The 21,183-nt window shown below is 71.6% G+C and carries 19 protein-coding genes; 15 read left to right on the plus strand and 4 right to left on the minus strand.

The annotated features are described in order from the left end of the window. Positions 1–100 precede the first annotated feature (100 nt). Together BIU91_RS10470 and BIU91_RS10475 are read left to right on the plus strand one after the other, a co-directional pair. Complete coding sequence (locus BIU91_RS10470; protein ID WP_071405400.1) at positions 101–1,030, plus strand: DnaJ domain-containing protein; 930 nt, start codon at positions 101–103, stop codon at positions 1,028–1,030. Next, positions 1,030–1,404, plus strand: coding sequence for a hypothetical protein (locus tag BIU91_RS10475; protein WP_071405401.1), 375 nt, complete (start codon positions 1,030–1,032; stop codon positions 1,402–1,404). The genes BIU91_RS10470 and BIU91_RS10475 overlap by 1 nt, the downstream gene beginning before the upstream one ends. Here the strand turns inward: BIU91_RS10475 and BIU91_RS10480 are convergent. Next, on the minus strand, positions 1,398–1,760 hold the full coding sequence (locus BIU91_RS10480) for an RNA-binding S4 domain-containing protein (RefSeq protein WP_071405402.1): 363 nt from the start codon (positions 1,758–1,760) through the stop codon (positions 1,398–1,400). The genes BIU91_RS10475 and BIU91_RS10480 overlap by 7 nt on opposite strands. Positions 1,761–1,793: 33 nt before the next feature. Here BIU91_RS10480 and BIU91_RS10485 point away from each other — a divergent pair, with 33 nt between their 5' ends. Together BIU91_RS10485 and BIU91_RS10490 are read left to right on the plus strand one after the other, a co-directional pair. Next, a complete protein-coding gene (locus BIU91_RS10485) occupies positions 1,794–2,051 on the plus strand; it encodes a hypothetical protein (protein ID WP_253183730.1) in 258 nt (85 codons plus the stop codon). Positions 2,052–2,213: 162 nt separating this feature from the next. Beyond that, positions 2,214–3,371: a hypothetical protein gene (locus BIU91_RS10490; RefSeq protein WP_071405403.1), complete on the plus strand. Its 1,158-nt coding sequence runs from the start codon at positions 2,214–2,216 to the stop codon at positions 3,369–3,371. Between the two features lie 19 nt (positions 3,372–3,390). On the opposite strand, the gene BIU91_RS10495 is transcribed toward BIU91_RS10490, so the two are convergent. Then, entirely contained in the window at positions 3,391–4,887 is a 1,497-nt protein-coding gene (locus tag BIU91_RS10495; RefSeq protein WP_253183731.1) for a trypsin-like peptidase domain-containing protein, read from the minus strand. Between the two features lie 171 nt (positions 4,888–5,058). On the opposite strand from BIU91_RS10495, the gene BIU91_RS10500 reads away from it, so the two are divergent. The 5 genes from BIU91_RS10500 to BIU91_RS10520 all read left to right on the plus strand — a co-directional run bounded on the left by BIU91_RS10500 (position 5,059) and on the right by BIU91_RS10520 (position 9,214). Further along, positions 5,059–6,081, plus strand: coding sequence for an iron chelate uptake ABC transporter family permease subunit (locus tag BIU91_RS10500; protein WP_071405404.1), 1,023 nt, complete (start codon positions 5,059–5,061; stop codon positions 6,079–6,081). Continuing rightward, entirely contained in the window at positions 6,078–7,127 is a 1,050-nt protein-coding gene (locus BIU91_RS10505; RefSeq protein WP_253183732.1) for an iron chelate uptake ABC transporter family permease subunit, read from the plus strand. The genes BIU91_RS10500 and BIU91_RS10505 overlap by 4 nt, the downstream gene beginning before the upstream one ends. A gap of 158 nt (positions 7,128–7,285) precedes the next feature. Continuing rightward, positions 7,286–7,765 carry an FHA domain-containing protein gene (locus BIU91_RS10510; RefSeq protein WP_051596676.1) on the plus strand — a complete coding sequence of 160 codons (480 nt, stop codon included), beginning with the start codon at positions 7,286–7,288 and terminating at the stop codon, positions 7,763–7,765. Next, positions 7,765–8,469 (plus strand): MerR family transcriptional regulator, encoded by a 705-nt coding sequence (locus BIU91_RS10515; protein ID WP_027465230.1) that lies wholly within the window; start codon positions 7,765–7,767, stop codon positions 8,467–8,469. The genes BIU91_RS10510 and BIU91_RS10515 overlap by 1 nt, the downstream gene beginning before the upstream one ends. A gap of 184 nt (positions 8,470–8,653) precedes the next feature. Next, positions 8,654–9,214 carry a MerR family transcriptional regulator gene (locus BIU91_RS10520; protein ID WP_027465231.1) on the plus strand — a complete coding sequence of 187 codons (561 nt, stop codon included), beginning with the start codon at positions 8,654–8,656 and terminating at the stop codon, positions 9,212–9,214. Positions 9,215–9,886: 672 nt separating this feature from the next. Here the strand turns inward: BIU91_RS10520 and BIU91_RS10525 are convergent. Further along, on the minus strand, positions 9,887–10,699 hold the full coding sequence (locus BIU91_RS10525; protein ID WP_027465232.1) for a ParA family protein: 813 nt from the start codon (positions 10,697–10,699) through the stop codon (positions 9,887–9,889). Positions 10,700–10,759: 60 nt separating this feature from the next. Between BIU91_RS10525 and BIU91_RS10530 the strand changes: the two genes are divergently transcribed. From BIU91_RS10530 to BIU91_RS19465, 3 genes are all read left to right on the plus strand, one after another. After that, entirely contained in the window at positions 10,760–14,170 is a 3,411-nt protein-coding gene (locus BIU91_RS10530; protein WP_071405405.1) for a pyruvate carboxylase, read from the plus strand. A gap of 1 nt (position 14,171) precedes the next feature. Beyond that, on the plus strand, positions 14,172–14,675 hold the full coding sequence (locus tag BIU91_RS10535; protein WP_071405406.1) for a peptide deformylase: 504 nt from the start codon (positions 14,172–14,174) through the stop codon (positions 14,673–14,675). A gap of 142 nt (positions 14,676–14,817) precedes the next feature. Further along, positions 14,818–14,949: a hypothetical protein gene (locus BIU91_RS19465; RefSeq protein ID WP_258366694.1), complete on the plus strand. Its 132-nt coding sequence runs from the start codon at positions 14,818–14,820 to the stop codon at positions 14,947–14,949. A gap of 782 nt (positions 14,950–15,731) precedes the next feature. On the opposite strand, the gene BIU91_RS10540 is transcribed toward BIU91_RS19465, so the two are convergent. Then, positions 15,732–17,669, minus strand: coding sequence for a long-chain fatty acid--CoA ligase (locus BIU91_RS10540; RefSeq protein ID WP_071405407.1), 1,938 nt, complete (start codon positions 17,667–17,669; stop codon positions 15,732–15,734). 121 nt (positions 17,670–17,790) lie between these two features. Here BIU91_RS10540 and BIU91_RS10545 point away from each other — a divergent pair, with 121 nt between their 5' ends. The 3 genes from BIU91_RS10545 to BIU91_RS10555 all read left to right on the plus strand — a co-directional run bounded on the left by BIU91_RS10545 (position 17,791) and on the right by BIU91_RS10555 (position 21,059). Beyond that, complete coding sequence (locus BIU91_RS10545; protein ID WP_017886608.1) at positions 17,791–18,744, plus strand: ROK family glucokinase; 954 nt, start codon at positions 17,791–17,793, stop codon at positions 18,742–18,744. 98 nt (positions 18,745–18,842) lie between these two features. Further along, complete coding sequence (locus BIU91_RS10550) at positions 18,843–19,568, plus strand: lysophospholipid acyltransferase family protein (RefSeq protein WP_071405408.1); 726 nt, start codon at positions 18,843–18,845, stop codon at positions 19,566–19,568. Positions 19,569–19,673: 105 nt separating this feature from the next. After that, positions 19,674–21,059 carry a class II 3-deoxy-7-phosphoheptulonate synthase gene (locus BIU91_RS10555; protein ID WP_071405409.1) on the plus strand — a complete coding sequence of 462 codons (1,386 nt, stop codon included), beginning with the start codon at positions 19,674–19,676 and terminating at the stop codon, positions 21,057–21,059. Positions 21,060–21,183: the final 124 nt, after the last annotated feature.

The raw sequence follows: 21,183 nt of genomic DNA on the forward strand, positions 1-21,183 counted from the left end.
GGACCGTGTGCCGAGGCTGCCTGGCCGCACCGCTCCTCCAGACCGCACCCAGCAACCATGCGGCGGACTCCGACACTGCCTCCGGTAATGTCGCAGGGCCATGACGGACAGCCCGGCCGACGCCACCCCCTACGAAGTCCTCGGCGTCCCCGCGACGGCTGACGACGAAGCGCTCCGCCGTGCCTACCGGCGGGCCGCCCGCGAGACGCACCCCGACCTCGGCGGCGACGCCCAGCGCTTCCGCCAGGTCCAGCTCGCATGGGAGCGCATCGGCACGCCGGCAGCCCGGCGCGCGTACGACGTCGGGTCCCGCGCGTACGGCGCGTCCGGGGCGACCGCAGGCAGGGGTGACACCGGTCGCGACGCCTACGCACCCCCGGCAGCGCGTCGCGACACCCGCCCCCGGGCCCGGTCCCACGGACACCCCGGCGGTCGGTCGCGCGAGGTCTTCCTGCAGGCCGAACGCGAGTGGGTCGGCCTCGGCGACCCCATCGAGGACCCGTACGACCCCACGCTCATCCGCTCCGCGCCCCGGCACATCCGGCGCCTGCTCGCCGAGGCCCTGGCCGAAGAAGCGACCGCGCTGATCGTCTCCGACATGGGGATCGGCGTCACGGTGTGGCACGACCTCGACGCCGGAGCCGAGGGCAAGCTCGACCACGCCGTCCTCACCCCGAGCGGACTCTGGGCCGTCGAGTCCATCGACTGGGGCGCTCCGGTCCGCGTCGAGCACGGCGAGATCGTCGGCGAGACGCTCGCGCCGGGGGAGCGACCCGTCAAGGAACTCGTCCGTGCCGCCCGTGCCGTGCAGAAGCAGACCCGGGTGCGGTTCTCCGGGCGGCTGCTCGTCGTGCCGGACGCCGCCGTCACCGAGGACGTGCAGCTCGTCGGCTCCCCGAAGAAGCCCACCGCGCTCGTCGTCCGCCGGAGTGCGCTCGCCCAGGTGCTGAACGGCGTCTGGTCGCCGGCCGGTTCCGTCGACGTGTTCGAGATTCGCGACCGCCTGCAGCAGACCGTCCGCTTCGTCTGATGTCCGCGTCGCACGTCGTGGTCGAGATCGGCGGCTGGGAGCACCAGTGCTGCGGGCCGGCCGTCGAGATCGGTGACGTCGTCGAGTACGGCGTTGTGCCCGCCGACGGCGCGCGTCGGTTCGAGGAGGTCCGACACGACACGGTGCGGACGCAGACCATCCGCGGTCGGGTGGTGGAGTTGTACGCCGTCGGGATCGACGGTCGGGTCGCCGTCGAGCGGGTGCCGAGCGGCTCAGCGCTCTGCGGGTCCGACGAGGACGACGACGGGCACCTCGAAGCGCGCTGGACCGGCCAGCCGATCGCGGTCGAGTGGGCCGCCGACGAGGAGTTCGAGGTCGTCATCGACCCGTACGGCAAGCCGAAGCGTCAGTAGCCGCGGAGCTTCTCGAGGTCGCGGCGCTCCCGCTTGCTCGGCCGTCCGGCGCCGCGATCACGCATCGGGACGAAGCCGGCCTCTTCCTTCGACAGCCGCGGCGGGGTCTTGTCCTCGAAGTGCTTCGCCGCCTCGGGGGCGCTCGTCCGCTTCAGGATGATGCCGGTGACCATGACGATCCGGTCGAAGCCGTTCTGGCGCACCCGCACCTCGTCACCGGGGCCGATCGGCTGGGCCGGCTTCGCGCGCTCCCCGTTCACCCGGACGTGACCGGCCTTGCACGCGGCGGTGGCGGCCGACCGGGTCTTGGTGATCCGGACGGCCCAGATCCAGCTGTCGACCCGGGCCTTCTCCATGCCGATACTCTAGGCGGCCCGTACCCTGGGGTGGTGCATGCGGACGAACAGGCGGCGATCGCCCGGGCCCGTGCCCTCGGGGTGCTGCACGACGCCGCGATCGGGGACCGCCTGGTGGTCCGGGCGCACCACGGGGAGGGTGCGCAGGACGCGCTCGGCGACCTGGTCGCCCGGACGCCCGACGCCGTGACGATCGCCACCCGCCGCGGCCCGGTCGAGGTCCAGCTCGCCGACGTCATCGCCGCGAAGCCCGTCCCGCCGCCCCCGCCCGTGCGGCCTGCGCGGCGCTGACGCGCTCGGCTCGTCTGGTGCGAGGTTCCGTCCTCCGTGCGACCGCTCGTGGGGCGCACGGAGCACGGAACCTCGCACCACTCGCCCTGCACCTCGCACGGTGCGAGCCCACCCCGGCGAGCCGCAGGCCCCCGCGCCTCGCTCCCGACATACGCTCATCCCATGGCAGTCCTCGTCCCGCTCGGCACCGAGGACCGCACCGCCCGCCTCACCCTCCGCCGCCCGGACTCCTGGCGCCGCGAGGACTCAGCCCAGGCGGACCTGCGCGTCACCGGCGACGACGTCGTCCTCACCGTCCGATCCCGCCCCAGCGACCGCGCGATCGGCGACGAGAACACCGGGCTGCTCGAACGGCTGCCCGGCTCCGTCGAGGGCCTGCTGCTCGTCGGCTGCGACCCGTGGACCACCGCCGGCGCCCCGGCCCGGCTGGTCGAGTACGTCCGGCCCGACGAGCACGGCGACGTCGCCGGCACCCACCTGCTCTTCGTCACCGGTCGGCACCGCGTCGACCTGACGATCGAACGCCCGCTCGCCCGGCTGCTCGAGACCGACGACCTCGTGCTCGCCGTCCTCGAGAGCGTCCGCGCCACCGAGACGGTCCCGGTCCGCCCCGAGCGCGACCTCGAACCCCTGCCGGCCCCCGCTCCGTCGGTACCGCTCGACGGCCCCCGCCTCAGCACGGACGCGATCGGCACCCTTCGGAGCCTCGCCGGACGCCGGTGGAACCCCACGCTCCTCCGCACCGCGGCGGGCCGCGAACTCATCGAGGCGGGCCTCGTCGGCCGACTCGGCACGCTGCCGGAGTCGACCCAGACCCTCCTCGAACCCTGGCAGGGCGATGCCCAGCCGGTCACGCTGGAACAGCACCTGCCCGACGGGGGCGAGTCGCGCCTCCAGGCCTGGTCGCAGACCGTCGTCGACGGGACCGACGCGGCGGGCGCCGTGGTCGCGTCCGTCACGCCGGACCGGGCCGTCGCGCTGCTGGCCGGGAGGCTCGGCATCGGTCCGACGTGGACCTTCCCGTTCCGCACGGGGTCGCTCCCAGGGCACCTGCTCGGCCGCAGGCTGGCCGGCGGTCCGGACGCACCGGACCTGCCGGAGGCCCTCGTCGAGGCGGACCCGCGCCTCGCGCGGTTCTGGGCCGCGCCGTGGACCGTCTCGTACCTGCGTCGACCCGGCAAGCCGAAGCCGATCACGATCGTGCGGGCCGAGGGGCACGGGTTCGCGCGCGTGGGCGCGACGAAGGCCGGGGAGACCGCCTTCCGGACGGACTCCCCGGCCAATGTCTACCGGTCGGTGGTGCGGGCGCTGCTGGGCTGAGCGCGCCCGGGTTCTCCCGCTACGCGGCGGGGCCGGCGGTCAGGGTGATCGTGACCGTCTTCGCGGCACCGGTGCTGTCGGTGTACCGGACGCTCACCTTGTCGCCGACCGAGTGCGACTGGACGACCTTGGTCAGCTGATCCGAGCTCGTGACCGCGGTGCCGTCGATGCTCGTGATCGTGTCCCCGGCGGTCAGGCCGGCGCTCGCGGCGCCGGAGCCCTCGACCGTGCCGGCGACGGCGACGCCGCCCGTGGTGCCGGAGGTGTTGCTGACCTCGACCCCGAGGAACGCGGGCAGCCCGATGGTGATCGTGCTCGAGGACTCCCCGGCGAGGATCTTCTCGGCGATCGTCTTCGCGGTGGTGATCGGGATGGCGTAGCCGGTGACGTCGGCCGTGCCGGAGGACGCTGCCGTGGCCATGCCGACGACCTCGCCCTCGCTGTCGAGCACCGGTCCGCCGGAGTCGCCGGAGACGATGTCCGCCGAGATCTCGATCAGGCCGGTCAGGGACTCGGTGCCGGTGCCGGACTCGCTCTGCACCTGGATGTCCTGGTCGGTCGCGGTGACGGTGCCCTCGGCGGCGACGAGGTTGCCGGTGCCCTCCGCGTTGCCGACGTCCTTGACGGTGTCACCGGTGCTCGGCTCGCCGTCGTCGTCGAGCGTGACCGTGGACAGCCCCGAGGCGTTCTCGAGCTTCAGCACGGCGACGTCGTTCGTGGCGTCGGCCCCGACCACGTCGGCCTTGTACTCCTTGCCGGTGGTCTCGTCGGTGACGGTGATGCTCGTCGCGCCCTGGATCACGTGGTTGTTCGTCAGGATCGTGCCGTCGGAGGTCAGGACCATGCCGGTGCCGGCCGCCTGTGACGACTCGTCGTAGTTCAGGACGGTGTTGATGGTCACGACGCCCTTCTTGTCGGCGGCCGTCGCCGCGGTGGCGGGGGACTGTGTCGTGCCGGTGCCGGTGCTGCCGTCGCCGCTGGTGCCGCTGCCGCTGCCGTCGCCGGGCACGGTGAAGCCGTTCGTGCCGTCGCTGCTGCCGGTGCCGCCGGTCCCGTCGGTGCCGGATCCGGTGCCGGGCAGCGTGGTGGTGCCCTGCGACTGGCTCGACGTCGTGGTCGTCCCCTGCGAGGAGAGGCCGAGGGTGGTGCCGCCGGCCGCACCGACGATGGCGAGTGCAGCGATGCCGGAGCCGATCATCAGTCCCAGGCGACGCGGGCGCTTCGTCGTACCGGGGTGGTTCGCGGTCGCCGCCGAGTACGCCCAGGCGTGGTTCGCGCCGGCGAGGGCGGGGCTGCCGATCAGGTACGGGCCGCGGCCGTCCGGCGTGTAGGCGTAGGGGCCGGAGCCGTCCGGACCGTAGAGGTAGGGACCCGAGCCGTCGAACGCGTACGCCGGGCGCAGGGAGGCCGGGTCTGCGTGCGGCGCCTCCCAGTGCATCCCGGGAGCCTGCTGCTGCGCGGCGGGGGTGCCGTCCTCGTCGTGGTCGGCGGCTGCGGGGTTCGGGGTCTCGTTCATCGGTGCTCTCCGGTCGTCCCTCGACGGCCCGGTCGGGCGTCGATGGAGACCAGTACAGGGCGCTTCCCCATGACGAGCCTATGAACGAACCCTGCGCACGCTCCGGGCTTGCTCGGGGGACGCCGAGTGGGGCTCCGGCGTTAGGGTGGCCTTACTTCCATGCCTCCGTCGATGTCCACGCCCCCGGCTCCCAGCTCCGTCCCCCGACTCGTCGGTGCGACCGTGCTGGCGGTCGTCGTCCTCGCCGTGGCGTGTGCGCTGTCGATCGCGTACGGCTCGCGGCCGATCCCGCTCGGCACCGTCCTCGACACGGTGATGCACCCCGGGCGGAGCGACGAGGTCGGGCTCATCGTGCTCGGCAACCGCGTGCCCCGCACCGTCGTCGGACTGCTCGCCGGAACCGCGCTCGGGGTGGCCGGAGCGGTCATGCAGGGCGTGACGCGGAACCCGCTCGCCGACCCGAGCGTCCTCGGCATCAACTCCGGTGCGACCCTGGCCGTGGTGGCCGGGATCGCGGTCTTCGGCGTGAGCGGCACGGCCGCCTACCTGCCGTTCGCGTTCGTCGGGGCCGCCCTCGCCGCCGTGCTCGTGTACGGGATCGCGACCGTCGCCCGACGCGGCCTCTCTCCCGTCGGGCTCGCCCTCGCCGGAGCCGTGGTCGCCGCGGCGCTGTCGTCCGTCACCACTGCGGTGCTCGTGACCGACCAGAGCCTGCTCGACCAGCTGCGGTTCTGGCAGGTCGGTGCCCTCGCCGGCAAGGACCTCGGCACGGCGGGGATCATCACAGTGCCGGTGCTCGTCGGGCTGGTGATCGCGTTCGGTCTCGGTCGGTCGCTGAACACCCTCGCGCTCGGGGACGAACTCGCGGCGTCGCTCGGGCAGCGGGTCGTGCTCGTCCGCGCCGTGGGCGGTCTGGTCGCGGTGCTGCTGGCCGGGTCCGCGGTGGCCGCCGCCGGGCCGATCGCCTTCGTCGGTCTCGCCGTGCCGCACGCCGTCCGCCGGCTGAGTGGCCCCGACCACCGCTGGACCATCCTGCTGTCGGCGATCGTCGCCCCCGCACTGCTGCTCGTCGCCGACGTCATCGGCCGAGTCGTGGCGTACCCGGGGGAGCTGCAGGTCGGCATCGTCACGGCGTTGATCGGGGCGCCGGTGTTCATCGCGCTCGTGCGGTCGAGGGTGGTGCGGGGACTGTGAGGCAGTTGTTCGGCTCCGGCCGCCCGCGGTCCGGCGGTCTGCGCCGCTCGGCCGGCCTGCGTCGCTCGGCCGGCCTGCGTCGTGAGGTCGCGGTGCTCGTCGCCGTGGTGGCGGTCATCGTGGTGCTCGTCCTGGTCGGGCTCGGCGCCGGTTCGATCCCGCTCACCCCGGGCCAGGTGCTCGCCGCCCTGTTCGGCCAGGGGGACCGGATCTCGGACTTCGTCATCGGGCAGCTCCGCGGGCCGCGGGTGCTCGGTGCCGTCCTCGTCGGCGCCAGTCTCGGCGTCGCGGGCGCGATCGTGCAGAGCGTCGTGCGGAACCCGATCGCGAGCCCCGACGTCATCGGGATCACGTCGGGGGCCAGCGCCGCCGGACTCACCGCCATCGTGCTGTTCGGTGCCAGCGGTGGCACGCTCTTCTCGGTCGTGCTCGTCGGCGCCGTGGTGGTCTCGATCGTCATCGCCGGTCTTGCCTGGCGACGGGGGATCACCGGCAACCGGGTGATCCTCGTCGGGATCGGCGTCGCGGCCATCTGCCTGAGCATCACCGGCTGGATGCTCACGAGCGGCACCGTCACCCAGGCCGGCACCGCGCTGCTCTGGCTCTCGGGCAGCCTGAACGCCGTCGACCGCGACCTGGTCGGGGTGCTCGGCGTCGCGTTCGTCGTGCTCGGCGTGCTCGCGCTGCTGCAGTCCGCCCGTCTGCAGGTGCTGAGCCTCGGGGACGAGGTCGCCGCCGCACTCGGACTCCGGCCGGACCGGGCGAAGGTGCTCCTGCTCCTCACCGCCGTGTGCCTGACGGCCGCAGCCGTCGCCACCGCGGGGCCCGTCTCGTTCGTGGCGCTGATGTCTGCGCCGATCGCCCGACGCCTGGTCGGCGGTGGACGGGTGGCGCTCGCGCCTGCCGCTGCCGTCGGAGCCGCGATCACACTCGGCAGCGACCTGCTGGCACAGTTCGCCTTCCCCGGCACCGCGCTGCCGGTGGGCGTCGTGACGGGCGTCGTGGGGGCGCCGTACCTGCTCTGGTTGCTCGCGCGGGGACGGTGACGACGGGTCGCACGAGTCGATGGCTTCGGGTCCCACGGGTCGCTGACGCGGCTCGTGCGTTCGCGGATCGCGGAAGTCCCTCCACAGTCCCAGATCGGGGCTGCCGCTCGGGCCGTCGTTTCCGATACGCTGGTGGGCCAAGAGGAGGAGGTCCACCGATGCCAGATCCAGTGGTCCCGCAGCCGGGCGGTCAGAAGACCCCGGAGCAGCGGCTGGTCGACACCACGCTGACCTTCAGCATGGACATGGGCGCGGCGCTCACCGCCGAGTCCGGTGTCTCGACCGAAGAACGTGAAGCCGTCAACGCACTGCCCTCCGGGTCGGCGTTGCTCGTGGTCCGTCGCGGCCCCAACGTGGGTGCGCGGTTCCTCCTCGACTCCGACGTCACGACGGCCGGTCGACACCCCGACGCCGACATCTTCCTCGACGACGTCACCGTGTCGCGCAAGCACGCGCAGTTCCTGCGCCACGGCACGAGCTTCAGCGTCAAGGACAACGGTTCGCTGAACGGCACGTACTTCGACGGTGTCCGCATCGACGAAGCGCTGCTCACCGACGGGGCCGAGGTCCAGGTCGGCAAGTTCCGCCTGACGTTCTACGCATCTCGGGTCGACCTGGCGCGCCTGGCGAACGCGTAGTGGCCGCACGGTCCGCTGCGGCCCGGGCGGGGTCCGCGGCACCGGACCTGCTCACCATCGGGCAGGTCCTCGCTCGCCTCAAGCCCGAGTTCCCGGACCTGTCGAGCTCCAAGCTGCGGTTCCTCGAAGAGCGCGAGCTCGTCACCCCGATCCGCACGGCCAGTGGGTACCGCAAGTTCTCCGCTGCCGACCTCGAGCGGCTCCGGGTGATCCTCGGACTGCAGCGTGACCACTACCTGCCGCTCAAGGTCATCAAGGAGTACCTCGCCGACCTCGATGCCGGACGCGAACCCGTCCTGCCTGGCGGAGGCGACGCGCCGAAGCCGTCGATCCTCGGTCGTGAACGCCGATACACCCGCGACGAGACGGTCCGGGCAGCCGGAGCCTCCCCGATGCTCCTCGCCGATGCGGTCTCGGCTTCGCTGCTCCCGGCCACCGACACCTACGGTGACGACGGCGTCTCCGTGCTGAAGGCCCTGGTCGAACTGCAGCGCACGGGTATCGAGCCGCGACACCTCCGCACGCTGCGCAGCACCGCCGAGCGCGAGGTCGGTCTCATCGAGTCCGCCCTCATGCCGGTCTCCCGCCGGGGCGACGCGACCTCTCGCGCGAAGGCCACGGAGCTCGCGCGTGAGATCGCCGGGCACCTCGAGATCATCCGGTCGAACCTCATCCGCCAGGCCATCGGTCGTCTCGACGCATGACGCCGTCCGGTGCTCCGACAGGGCTTGTGTGTCAGTGGCCGAGGCGTATCCTCGACACGCCGGACGCGCCGGGTCGGATGTCCCGCGCGGGAGCGGTCGGAGTCGCTACCGTGGACCTCGGAACAACTCTCAACCCGTCGTTGAAGCTTCGGGTGGGAGCTCGATCGTCGTGGAAGGCAAGCTCATGAGTGGGAACGACACCCCTGGCACCGAGTCTGATGTGACCCGGTACGACCTCGGGCTGCTCTTCACCGATGGTCTGCCCGAGCACGACGAGCAGAACGGCTACCGCGGCACCGTCGCCGCACGGGCAGCCGGCATCTCGTACCGACAGCTCGACTACTGGGCCCGCACCGAACTCGTGCAGCCGACGATCCGCGGGGCCGCCGGCTCCGGATCGCAGCGCCTGTACGGGTTCCGCGACATCCTCGTGCTCAAGCTCGTGAAGCGCCTGCTCGACACCGGCATCTCGCTGCAGCAGATCCGCACCGCGGTCAACCAGCTCCGGGAGTCCGGCGTCTCCGACCTGGCGCAGACCACGCTGATGTCCGACGGCGCCTCGGTGTACCTGTGCACCTCCGACGACGAGGTCATCGACCTCGTGTCCCGCGGCCAGGGTGTCTTCGGCATCGCGGTCGGCAAGGTCCTGCGCGAGGTCGAGAGCTCCCTGGTCGAGCTCGACGCCACCGCGGCGGCCGACCCCTCCGACGAGCTCGCCGCTCGTCGCGCTTCCCGCGCTTCCTGACCTTTCGGGTTCCGGGCGAGCGGTCGCGAACCGTCGTGTGCGCGTCGCCGAGGGGTCACGAACTGTCGGCTGCGACGCTGCCTGCCGACAGTTGGTGACCGCTCGTCGGACGTGAGCGGTGTGTTGTGACCGCTGGGCGAGCCGGGGTCGGGTGTGTCTGTCGGGGCCGGGGTGGGCCTCCCGGCAGTCGGCGCGTGGTCATGAACCGTCGTGTGCGCGTCGCCGAGGGGTCACGAACTGTCGGCTGCGACGCTGCCGGCCGACAGTTGGTGACCCCTCGCCGGACGTGAGCGGTGTGTTGTGGCCCCTGGGCGAGCCGGGGTCGGGCGTGTCTGTCGGGGCCGGGGCGGGCCTCCCGGCAGTCGGCGCGTGGTCACGAACCGCCGTGTGCGCGTCGCCGAGGGGTCACGAAGTGTCGGCTGCGACGCTGCCTGCCGACAGTTGGTGACCGCTCGGCGGACGTGAGCGGTGTGTTGTAGCCGCTGGCCGAGCAGGGGCCGGGCGTGTCTGCCGGGGCCGGGGTGGGCCTCCCGGCAGTCGACGCGCGGTCACGAACCGTCGTGTGCGCGTCGCCGAGGTGTCACGAACTGTCGGCTGCGACGCTGCCGACCGACGGTTCGTGACACCTCGCCGGACGTGAGCGGCATGTCACGCGACCGCGCGAGCACCGACCTACGCGGCGCCACCCTCGGCGTACGGACCGATCTTGCCGGTGCGCATGATGCGCTCGAGCAGCTGGTCGAAGTTCTTCGCCATCTCCTGCGCGGACTCGCCGGGCCAGACGTGCAGCGGCTTCGCGGCACCCTGCGCCTGCTGCAGCGACGTGCGCTCCGGCAGTTGCGGGGAGAGCACGAGCGGGCCGAACATGTCGCGGAGTTCCTTGATGCGGAACTGGTGCTCGAGCGACTGCACCCGGGCACGGTTCACGATGATGCCGAGGGGCTGCAGGCGCGGGGAGAGTCCGCGGCGGATCTCCTCGATGGCGCGCAGCGCACGGTCGGCGGCGGCGACGGAGAACAGGCCGGGCTCGGTGACGACGGTGACACGGTCGGACGCGGCCCACGCGGTGCGGGTCAGGGCGTTCAGCGACGGCGCACAGTCGATGAGGACGAGCTCGTAGTCCTGCTCGACGTTGGCCAGGGCCTCTTCGAGCTTCCAGATGTCGCGGATCGACGGGTGCGGCCCGTCGAAGTTGATGGCGGAGGGCGACCCGACCATGACGTCGATCTTGCCCTGCGACCCCTTCGTCCAGCCCGAGGGGGCGATCGCCTGACGGACGATCTTCTCCTTCGGGTTCTCGAGGACGTCGGCGACGTTGAGGTGGCCGGCGAGGTTGATGTCGAGGCCCGTGGAGACGTCGGACTGCGGGTCCAGATCCACCACCAGCGTGCGCAGTCCCTTGGCGAACGCGGCCGAGGTCAGGCCGAGCGTCACCGTCGTCTTGCCGACACCACCCTTGAGGGAGCTCACGCTGAGTACATGCACGTTGAGCAACGTTACCGCCACTAGGGTTGTCTCACCTCAACCCGGGCTGAAAGGGACGTCGTGTTCACGAAGATCCTCGTTGCGAACCGTGGCGAGATCGCCATCCGCGCGTTCCGTGCCGCCTACGAGTTGGGGGCCCGTACGGTGGCCGTCTACCCGTACGAAGACCGGAACTCCCTGCACCGTCTCAAGGCCGACGAGGCCTACCTGATCGGGGAGCGGGGCCACCCGGTCCGGGCGTACCTGGACGTCTCCGAGATCATCCGCGTCGCCCGCGAGTCGGGGGCCGACGCGATCTACCCGGGGTACGGGTTCCTGTCCGAGAACCCCGAGCTCGCCGCGGCAGCAGCCGCGAACGGCATCACCTTCATCGGTCCGGGCGAGCACGTGCTCGAGATGGCCGGCAACAAGGTCACCGCGAAGGAGCACGCGATCGCGGCCGGCGTCCCGGTCCTCGCGAGCACCCCGGCGAGCCGCGACATCGACGAACTGATCGCCGGCGCCGACGCGATCGGGTTCCCGGTCTTCGCCAAGGCCGTCGCCGGTGGTGGTGGACGTGGCATGCGCCGGGTGGAGACGAAGCCCGAGCTGCGCGACGCCCTCGAAGCCGCCATGCGCGAGGCCGACAGTGCGTTCGGCGACCCGACGATGTTCCTCGAGCAGGCCGTCATCCGTCCGCGCCACATCGAGGTGCAGATCCTCGCCGACGCGACCGGCACCGACGCGGGCACGATCCACCTGTTCGAACGGGACTGCTCGGTGCAGCGGCGCAACCAGAAGGTCGTCGAGATCGCGCCGGCGCCGAACCTCGACCCCGCGATCGCGCAGGCACTGCACCGTGACGCCGTGGCCTTCGCCCGGTCGATCGGGTACGTGAACGCCGGCACCGTGGAGTTCCTGCTCGACACCGAGGGCGAGCGCGAGGGGCAGCACGTCTTCATCGAGATGAACCCGCGCATCCAGGTCGAGCACACGGTCACCGAAGAGGTCACCGACGTCGACCTGGTGCAGTCGCAGATGCGCATCGCGGCGGGGGGAACCCTCGCCGACCTCGGCCTGTCGCAGGACACCGTCGCCGTGCACGGCGCCGCGCTGCAGACCCGCATCACGACCGAGGACCCGACGCAGGGCTTCCGTCCGGACACCGGCCGGATCAGCACCTACCGCAGCCCCGGCGGCGCCGGCGTCCGGCTCGACGGCGGCACGGTCGCCACCGGCGCGCAGATCAGTCCGCACTTCGACTCGATGCTCGCGAAGATGACGTGCCGCGGTCGGGACTTCCCGGCGGCGGTGTCCCGTGCCAAGCGCGCCCTCGCCGAGTTCCGCATCCGCGGCGTCAGCACGAACATCCCGTTCCTGCAGGCCGTGCTCGAGGACCCGGACTTCGCCCGCGGCGACGTCTCGACGAAGTTCATCGAGGAACGCCCGCAGCTCTTCGGCGGCCACGTCTCGAAGGATCGCGGCACGAAGGTGCTCACCTGGCTCGCCGACGTCACGGTGAACAAGCCGAACGGGGAGCGGTCGCCGCTCGTCACCGACCCGGCCGACAAGCTCCCGGCCACCGACCTGACGGCGCCGGTGCCCGAGGGACAGCGCGACCGCCTGCTGGCCATGGGGCCGGCCGAGTGGTCGAAGGCCCTGCGCGCCCAGACGGCCCTCGCGGTGACCGAGACGACGATGCGCGACGCCCACCAGTCGCTCCTCGCCACACGGGTCCGCACGAAGGACCTCGTCGCCGTCGCGCCGCACGTCGCGCGGCTCACCCCGCAGCTGCTCAGCGTCGAGGCCTGGGGAGGTGCCACGTACGACGTGGCACTCCGGTTCCTCGGTGAAGACCCCTGGGAGCGCCTGTCCTCGCTGCGCGAAGCGATGCCGAACATCCCGATCCAGATGCTGCTGCGCGGCCGCAACACGGTCGGGTACACGCCGTACCCGACCGAGGTCACCGACGCCTTCGTCGACGAGGCCGCTCGGTCCGGCGTCGACGTCTTCCGCGTGTTCGACGCGCTGAACGACGTCAGCCAGCTGCGTCCCGCCCTGGAGGCCGTGCTCGCGACCGGCACGGCCGTCGCCGAGGCGGCGCTCTGCTACACCGCCGACCTCCTTGACCCCGCGGAGGACCTCTACACGCTCGACTACTACCTCCGCCTGGCGGAGCAGATGGTCGACGCCGGCGCGCACGTCATCGGCATCAAGGACATGGCCGGGCTCCTCCGCGCCGGTGCGGCCGAGAAGCTCGTCTCCGCGCTGCGCGAGCGCTTCGACCAGCCCGTGCACGTGCACACCCACGACACCGCTGGCGGCCAGCTCGCGACCCTGCTCGCCGCCTCGCGCGCCGGGGCGGACGCCGTCGACGTGGCCGCAGCACCCATGGCCGGCACGACCAGCCAGCCGAGCATGTCCGCCCTGGTCGCCGCGCTGGCCCACACCGAGCGCGACACCGGTCTGTCTCTCGACGCCGTCGGTGACCTCGAGCCGTACTGGGAGTCGGTCCGTCGCGTGTACGCCCCGTTCGAGTCCGGGCTCGCCGGTCCGACCGGGCGTGTCTACAAGCACGAGATCCCCGGCGGTCAGCTGTCGAACCTCCGGCAGCAGGCGATCGCCCTCGGCCTCGGTGACCGGTTCGAGCAGGTCGAGGACTGGTACGCCGAGGCGAACCGGATCCTCGGACGCCCCACGAAGGTCACGCCGTCGTCGAAGGTCGTCGGCGACCTCGCGCTGCAGCTCGCCGCGGTCGGTGCCGACCCGGTCGACTTCGAGCAGAACCCCGACAAGTACGACATCCCGGACTCCGTGGTCGGGTTCATGGCCGGCGAACTGGGCGACCTGCCCGGCGGCTGGCCCGAGCCGTTCCGCTCGAAGGTCCTGGCCGGGCGCGACGTCCGACTCGAGATCACCCCGGTGCCCGCTGACGAACGCGCGCACCTCGAGACCCCCGGGCCGGAGCGCCAGCAGGCGCTCAACCGCCTGCTCTTCCCGCAGCCGACGCAGCAGTTCCAGCGCGTGCGGGAGCAGTACGGCGACCTGTCCGTCGTGCCGACCGTCGACTACCTGTACGGGCTGCGCCCCGGGCAGGAGCACAGCGTCCCGCTCGGCAAGGGCGTCGACCTGTTCGTCGGGCTCGAGGCGATCGGCGAGGTGGACGCCAAGGGCATCCGCACGGTCATGGCGACGATGAACGGGCAGCTCCGCCCGGTCGCCGTCCGCGACCGTTCGGTCGAGGTCGAGACGAAGGCGGCCGAGAAGGCCGATGCGTCCGACCCCAAGCACGTGGCCGCGCCGTTCTCCGGCGTGGTGACGCTCAAGGTCGCCGTCGGTGACGTCGTCGAGGCCGGTACGCCGGTGGCGAGCATCGAGGCGATGAAGATGGAAGCGGCCATCACGGCGCCCGTGTCGGGCACCGTCGGCCGACTCGCGATCCCGGTGACCCAGCAGGTGGACGCCGGCGACCTCCTGGTGGTGCTGCAGTAAATTGACCGTTCGTCCCATCCGCCTGTTCGGCGACCCCGTCCTCCGCTCGCCGGCCGACCCGATCCGCCCCGAACTGCTCGGGAGCGCCGGGGTCCGTGACCTCGTGCAGGACCTCATCGACACCGTCAAGGAACCCGGACGTGCCGGGGTGGCCGCGCCCCAGATCGGCGTCGGACTCCGTGCGTTCTCGTACAACGTGGACGGTGAGGTCGGCTACGTCCTCAACCCCGAGATCGTCGAGGTCTCCGGCGAGCCCGAGCTCATGGAAGAAGGCTGCCTCTCCGTCCCGGGGCTCGGCTACCCGACGCGTCGCTCCCCGTACGCGAAGGTGCGCGGCGTCGACGTCGACGGCGACGAGGTCGTCCTCGAGGGCACCGGCCTGATGGCCGAGGCGCTCCAGCACGAGTGCGACCACCTCGACGGCACCGTCTACGTGATGACCCTCGACCCCGAGGTCCGCCGTCAGGCGCTGCGCGACATCCGTGCGCAGGACTGGTTCCACTGAGCGCTTGCACAGTCCCGCGTTCGCCGGCTGTGAACAGTGGTGTGACACCCCCACGGGGGATTGTCGCTTTGTCCTGACGAGGGGGTACCGTGCTGCTGTCGGCCTCCCACCGACGACCATCCCATCCCCCCAGGACTCCCGCATGACCAGTCAGAACGACGAGCTCAGCTCGCACCGCACCCGCACCAACCGTCGACCAGCCGAGACCACCGTCACGACCGGTTCGACCGCCGTCCTCGACGCCCCCGCGACGGAGCAGTCGCAGGAGGCCTGAGCCCCGCAGGCGCCCCCGGCGCCCGCTGAACGGCCTGGAGGCCCGGATCACGTCCGACAGACGTGATCCGGGCCTCCAGGCCGTTGCGTCCACACCCGCGCGTACCTGGCGGAATCGGGCGTACCTGGTCGAAAGAATCGACCCGGTACGCCCGAATCGACCAGGTACGCCCGAAACGACCAGGTACGCCCGAAGCTGGTCGCTCAGCGGGGCGGCCGCGCGCGTACCTGGCGGAATCGGGCGCACCTGGTGAGAAGAATCGACCCGGTACGCCCGGAACGACCTGGTACGCCCGGAACGAGCTGGTACGCCCGAATCGACCGGTACGCCCGAATCGACCTGGTACGCCCGGGGCTGGTCGCTCAGTGGGGCGGCCGCGCGCGTACCTGGCGGAATCGGGCGTACCTGGTCGGAAGAACCGACCCGGTACGCCCGGAACGACCTGGTACGCCCGGAACGACCTGGTACGCCCGAATCGACCTGGTACGCCCGAATCGACCTGGTACGCCCGGGGCTGGTCGCTCAGCGGGGCGGCCGCGCGTGTACCTGGCGGAATCGGGTGTACCTGGTCGGGAGAAACGACCCGGTACGCCCGAAACGACCAGGTACGCCCGAAAGCTGCCAGCCCGCACGAGCGGCGACCGCCTGGAGGCCCGGTGCCAGTCCGGCGGCCCGGCGCCGGGCCTCCAGGTCGTCGCGTCCACGACCATGCGCACCTGACGCAATCGGGCGTACCTGGTCGAAAGAGCCGGCCCGATTCGACCCGGTACGCCCGGCCGGCGCTACGCGCGGTTGCGGCGCCGGCCCTCGATCACCGGGGTCGCCGTCGTCTGCACCTTCGACCCGGAGTAGATGTGGTCGATGTCCGCGGCGAAGTCCTTGAGGATCACCGACCGCTTGATCGTGAGCTTCGGCGTGAGGTGCCCGGAGGCCTCGGTCAGGTCCGTGTCGAGGATCGTGAACGACCGGACCGACTCGGCGCGGGAGACCCGGCCGTTGGCGGCGTCGATGGCCTCCTGGACGGCGGAGAGCACACGCTCGTCGTAGGCGGCCTCGTGCCCGCTCAGCGCCGGGGTGATCCCGCGGGACTCGCACCAGCCGGGGAGCATCTCGCGGTCGAGCGTCACGAGTGCTGCGACGAACGGCTTGCCCTCGCCGACGACCACGACCTGGCCGATGAGCGGGTGCTCGCGGATGCCGTCCTCGAGCGGCGCCGGCGCGACGTTCTTGCCGCTCGCGGTGACGATGAGCTCCTTGGCGCGTCCGGTGACCGTGAGGACTCCGTCGGTGTCGATCCGGCCGAGGTCGCCGGTGCGGAACCAGCCGTCGGCGAAGGCGTGCTCGGTCGCCTCGTCGTTCCGCCAGTACCGGTCGAAGACGTCGACGCCGCGGATCAGGATCTCGCCGTCGTCGGCGATCCGGACCTCGATGCCGGGCAGCGCGCGCCCGACCGTCCCGATGCGGAGTTCCCGGGCACGGTTGACGGTGGCGGGGGCGGTGGTCTCCGTCAGGCCGTAGCCCTCGAGGATGAGCACCCCGATCGAGCGGAAGAAGTGCGAGAGCCGCGGCGAGAGGGGTGCCGAACCGCTGACGGCGTACTCGACCCGGCCGCCGAGGGCGTCGCGGAGCTTGGCGTACACGAGCCGGTCGAACAGCTTGAACTTCAGCCCGAGCAGGAACGGCACCCTGCCGGCTGCGAGGGCCTCGGAGTGGGCGACCGCGGTGTCGGCCGCCGCGCGGAAGATCCTGCCCTTGCCGCCGAGGTCGGCCTTCTGCTCGGCTGAGTTGTAGATCTTCTCGAACACCCGGGGGACCGCGAGCAGGAACGTCGGCTTGAAGGTCGACACCGCCCGCATCAGGTCCTTGGTGTCCGGCTCGTGGCCGACGAGGACGCCGGCGGACACCGACATCGCGGCGATGAACCGGGCGAAGACGTGGGCGAGCGGGATGAACAGGAGCGTCGAGGCGCCGTCGGCGACGACCTCGGGCATGGCTTCGCTCGCGCCCTCCACCGTGGCGGTGAAGTTGTCGTGCCGCAGGACGCAGCCCTTCGGTCGACCGGTGCTGCCCGAGGTGTAGATGATCGTGGCGTCGTCGTGGCCGTGCACGTTCGCGGTCCGGGCGTCGAGTTCGTCGTCGGTGACGTCCTCGCCGAGCCGGGTCAGGTCGTCGAGGCCGCCGCCGTCGATCGTCCAGTGCTGGCCCAGGGACGGCAGGTCGGGTGCGATGGAGGCGACGCGGCGCGCGTGTTCCTCTTGCTCCACGATGATCGCGACCGACTCCGAGTCGGACAGGATCCAGCGCACCTGGTCGGGGGAACTCGTCTCGTACACGGGCACGGACACCAGGCCGGCTGTCCACACGGCGAAGTCGACCAGGGTCCACTCCAGACGGGTGCGGGACAGGATCGCGACGTGCGCGCCCGGTTCGAGCCCGGCGGCGACGAAGCCCTTCGCGATGCCGCGCACCCGGGCGAGCGTCTCCGCAGCGGTGAAGGTGGTCCAGGTGTCGCCGTGGCGCTGGGCGAGGATCGGACGGTCGGGCGTCAGGCGGACGCGGTCGCCGAGGAGCCGCGCTGCCGAGCCGTGGTCCGGGGCGAGCGGACCGGCGCTGGGCGGTGTGGCGTGCCTCCCGGCCGACCGCGTGGTCCCGGTGGCGGCGCTGCCAGCGGTGGACGTGTCGGTGGAGGCGCTGCTGCGTGCAGGACGCTGATCGTTCACGGTGACTCCCTTGTCTGCCGGTTCGACTCGAGTGCGCCTCAACACCGAGGCGACACCGCCAGCATAGGACGCGTCACCGGGCGTTCCGTGACTTCGCGGCGAACCGGTAGGCTCGTTGCTCGTGCACGCCATCGGAATCGACATCGGGGGCACCAAGATCGCGGGTGCGGTCGTGACGGAACTGGGCGAGATCGTCGCCGAGGACCGCGTGGCCACCAACGCTGCGGACCCGAACGCCATGCTCGACGACGTCGTCTCGATGGTCGAGCGACTCAGCTCGCTCCACCAGGTCGGCGCCGTGGGGGTCGCTGCCCCCGGGTTCATCGACGCCTCGCAGTCGATCGTCTACTACACGCCGAACATCCGGTGGCGGAACGAACCGCTCCGGCAGAAGCTGCAGCAGCGCCTCGGCGACCTGCACATCACGGTGGACAACGACGCGAACGCCGCCGGCTGGGCCGAGTTCCGGTTCGGCGCCGGTCGACTCGTGTCCGACATGACCATGCTGACCATCGGCACGGGCGTCGGTGGGGCCATCGTGACCGAGGACCGCCTGTTCCGCGGGGGCTTCGGCACCGGCGGCGAGATCGGTCACCTGCGCATCGTCCCGAACGGGCTGCCCTGCGGCTGCGGTGCCCGAGGCTGCATCGAGCAGTACGGCTCGGGTCGCGCCCTGCAGCGCATGGCGAACGACGTCGCCGACGCCGGTGGCATCGGTTCGGCCCTGGCCGACGCCCGCGCCGACAACGGTGGCCAGCTCGACGGCAAGATCGTCGGCGACCTGATCCTGGCCGACGACCCGGGTGCCCTCGCGGCCCTCCGTCGGCTCGGTCGGCACCTCGGCGAGGCGTGCGCGTCGCTGTCCGCGGTGCTCGACCCGCAGCTCTTCGTGTTCGGCGGCGGCGTCGCCAGCGCGGGGGACCGGCTGCTCGACCCGATCAAGCAGGCGTACCTCAACAACCTGCCGGCCCGCGGGTACCACCCTGAGCCGGACTTCGTGATCGCCGAACTCGTCAACGACGCCGGCGTCGTCGGTGCCGCCGACCTCGCCCGCATCCACGCCCGCACGGCGTAGGGTCGGCGCGCACACACGCACACACGCGCGCACACACGAACGACCGCCCACCCCCGGGCCGTGCACCACCCGGACCTTCTCACCACCTGGAGTCGTCGATGACCTACTGGCTGCTGAAGAACTTCGTGCTCGGCCCGCTCATCCTCACCCTGTTCCGGCCGTGGGTGGTCGGGCGTGAGCACGTCCCGACCTCGGGCCCGGTCATCTTCGCGTCGAACCACATCTCGTTCATCGACTCGGTGATCTTGCCGGCGGTGCTCGATCGTCGGCTCTCGTTCCTGGCGAAGAGCGACTACTTCACCGGCCGTGGCCTGAAGGGCTGGGCGACGAAGACGTTCTTCAACGCCATCGGCCAGCTGCCGATCGACCGCTCCGGCGGCAAGGCGTCCGAGGCATCGCTCCGCACCGGCCTGCAGGTCCTGGCGCGCGGTGAGCAGCTCGGCATCTACCCCGAGGGCACCCGCAGTCCCGACGGCAAGCTCTACCGCGGCCGCACCGGCATCGCCCGGATGATCCTCGAGGGGCGCGTGCTCGTCGTCCCCGTGGCCATGGTCGGCACGCGCGAGGTGCAGCAGATCGGGCAGCGCTTCCCGAAGATCAAGCGCGTCGGGGTCGTGTTCGGCAAGCCGCTCGACTTCTCGCGGTTCCAGGGGTTCGAGACCGACCGCTTCATCCTGCGCAGCGTCACGGACGAGGTCATGCACGAGCTCGCCGGCCTGAGCCGTCAGGAGTACGTGGACGTCTACGCGACCAGCGTGAAGGAGCGGGCGAGCTCCGCGCGCGAGGCCGTCATGCGGGAACGGAAGTCGACGCCTGCACGTTAGGCTCTGATGGTCCCGGCACCCCGCCAGGACGCCCATCGACGACGCGCGGCCCGGTGCCGGTAGCGCGTCGTCGGGCCGCCCGCACAGAACACCGAGGTAACGCCCTTGCCCGAGTCGACCGACTTCGTCGCCCTGCAGGATCCGGACGTCATCGAGGGGCTCGACTATTGGCGGACGCTCCCGATCAAGCAGCAGCCGACCTGGCCGGACGCAGCCGCGGCCGAGGCCGCCTCGGCCGAGATCGCCACGCTCCCGCCGCTCGTGTTCGCGGGCGAGGTCGACAAGCTGCGTGAGCGGCTCGCCGCCGCCGCCCAGGGCAAGGCGTTCCTGCTGCAGGGCGGTGACTGCGCCGAGACCTTCGCCGGTGCCACCGCCGACTCCATCCGCGACCGGGTCAAGACGATCCTGCAGATGGCCGTCGTGCTGACCTACGGCGCCTCGATGCCCGTCATCAAGATGGGGCGCATGGCCGGGCAGTTCGCCAAGCCCCGCTCGAGCGACTTCGAGACCCGCGGTGACGTCACGCTGCCCGCCTACCGCGGCGACATCGTGAACGGCTACGACTTCACGCCGGAGAGCCGGACGGCCGACCCGCGCCGCCTGGTGCAGGGGTACCACACCGCCGCTTCGACGCTGAACCTCGTCCGTGCCTTCACCCAGGGGGGCTTCGCCGACCTGCGCCAGGTGCACTCGTGGAACAAGGGCTTCGCCTCGAACCCCGCGAACGCCCGCTACGAGCACCTGGCCAAGGAGATCGACCGCGCGATCCGCTTCATGGACGCCTGCGGTGCCGACTTCGAGGCGCTCAAGCACGTCGAGTTCTACGCCTCGCACGAGGGGCTGCTGATGGACTACGAGCGCCCGATGACCCGCATCGACTCGCGCTCCGGCCTGGCGTACGACACGTCCGGGCACTTCATCTGGATCGGTGAGCGCACGCGCGACCTCGACGGCGCCCACGTGGACTTCCTGTCGCGGGTGCGCAACCCGATCGGCGTGAAGCTCGGCCCGACGACGAGCGTCGACGACATGAAGGCGCTCGTCGACAAGCTCGACCCGAACCGTGAGCCGGGTCGCCTGACCTTCATCACGCGGATGGGCGCGGGCAAGATCCGCGACGAGCTGCCCAAGCTGCTCGAGGCGATCAAGGGCATGGACGCCAACCCGCTGTGGGTCACCGACCCGATGCACGGCAACGGCCTGACCACGCCGACGGGCTACAAGACCCGCCGGTTCGACGACGTCGTGGACGAGGTCCTCGGCTTCTTCGAGGCGCACCGCCAGGTCGGCACGTACCCGGGTGGCATGCACGTCGAGCTCACCGGTGACGACGTCACCGAGTGCCTCGGCGGCTCGGAGCACATCGACGAGGCCACCCTCGCGACCCGCTACGAGTCGCTGTGCGACCCGCGCCTCAACCACATGCAGTCCCTCGAGCTCGCCTTCCTGGTGGCCGAGGAACTCGGCGCGCACCAGCCCGACCGCTCGTAACGCACGAACCGTTTCGCCGAAGCGACAGAACCCCGCGGCATGTTCGCGGGGTTCTGTCGCTTTCGCGTGTCGGACGGGAGGCCCGTGACTGCGCCGCCACGGGCCTCCCGTCCGTCCTGGGGTC

Origin of the sequence: Curtobacterium sp. MMLR14_002 (assembly GCF_001864975.1) — a bacterium.
GTDB classification, from domain to species: Bacteria; Actinomycetota; Actinomycetes; order Actinomycetales; family Microbacteriaceae; genus Curtobacterium; species Curtobacterium flaccumfaciens.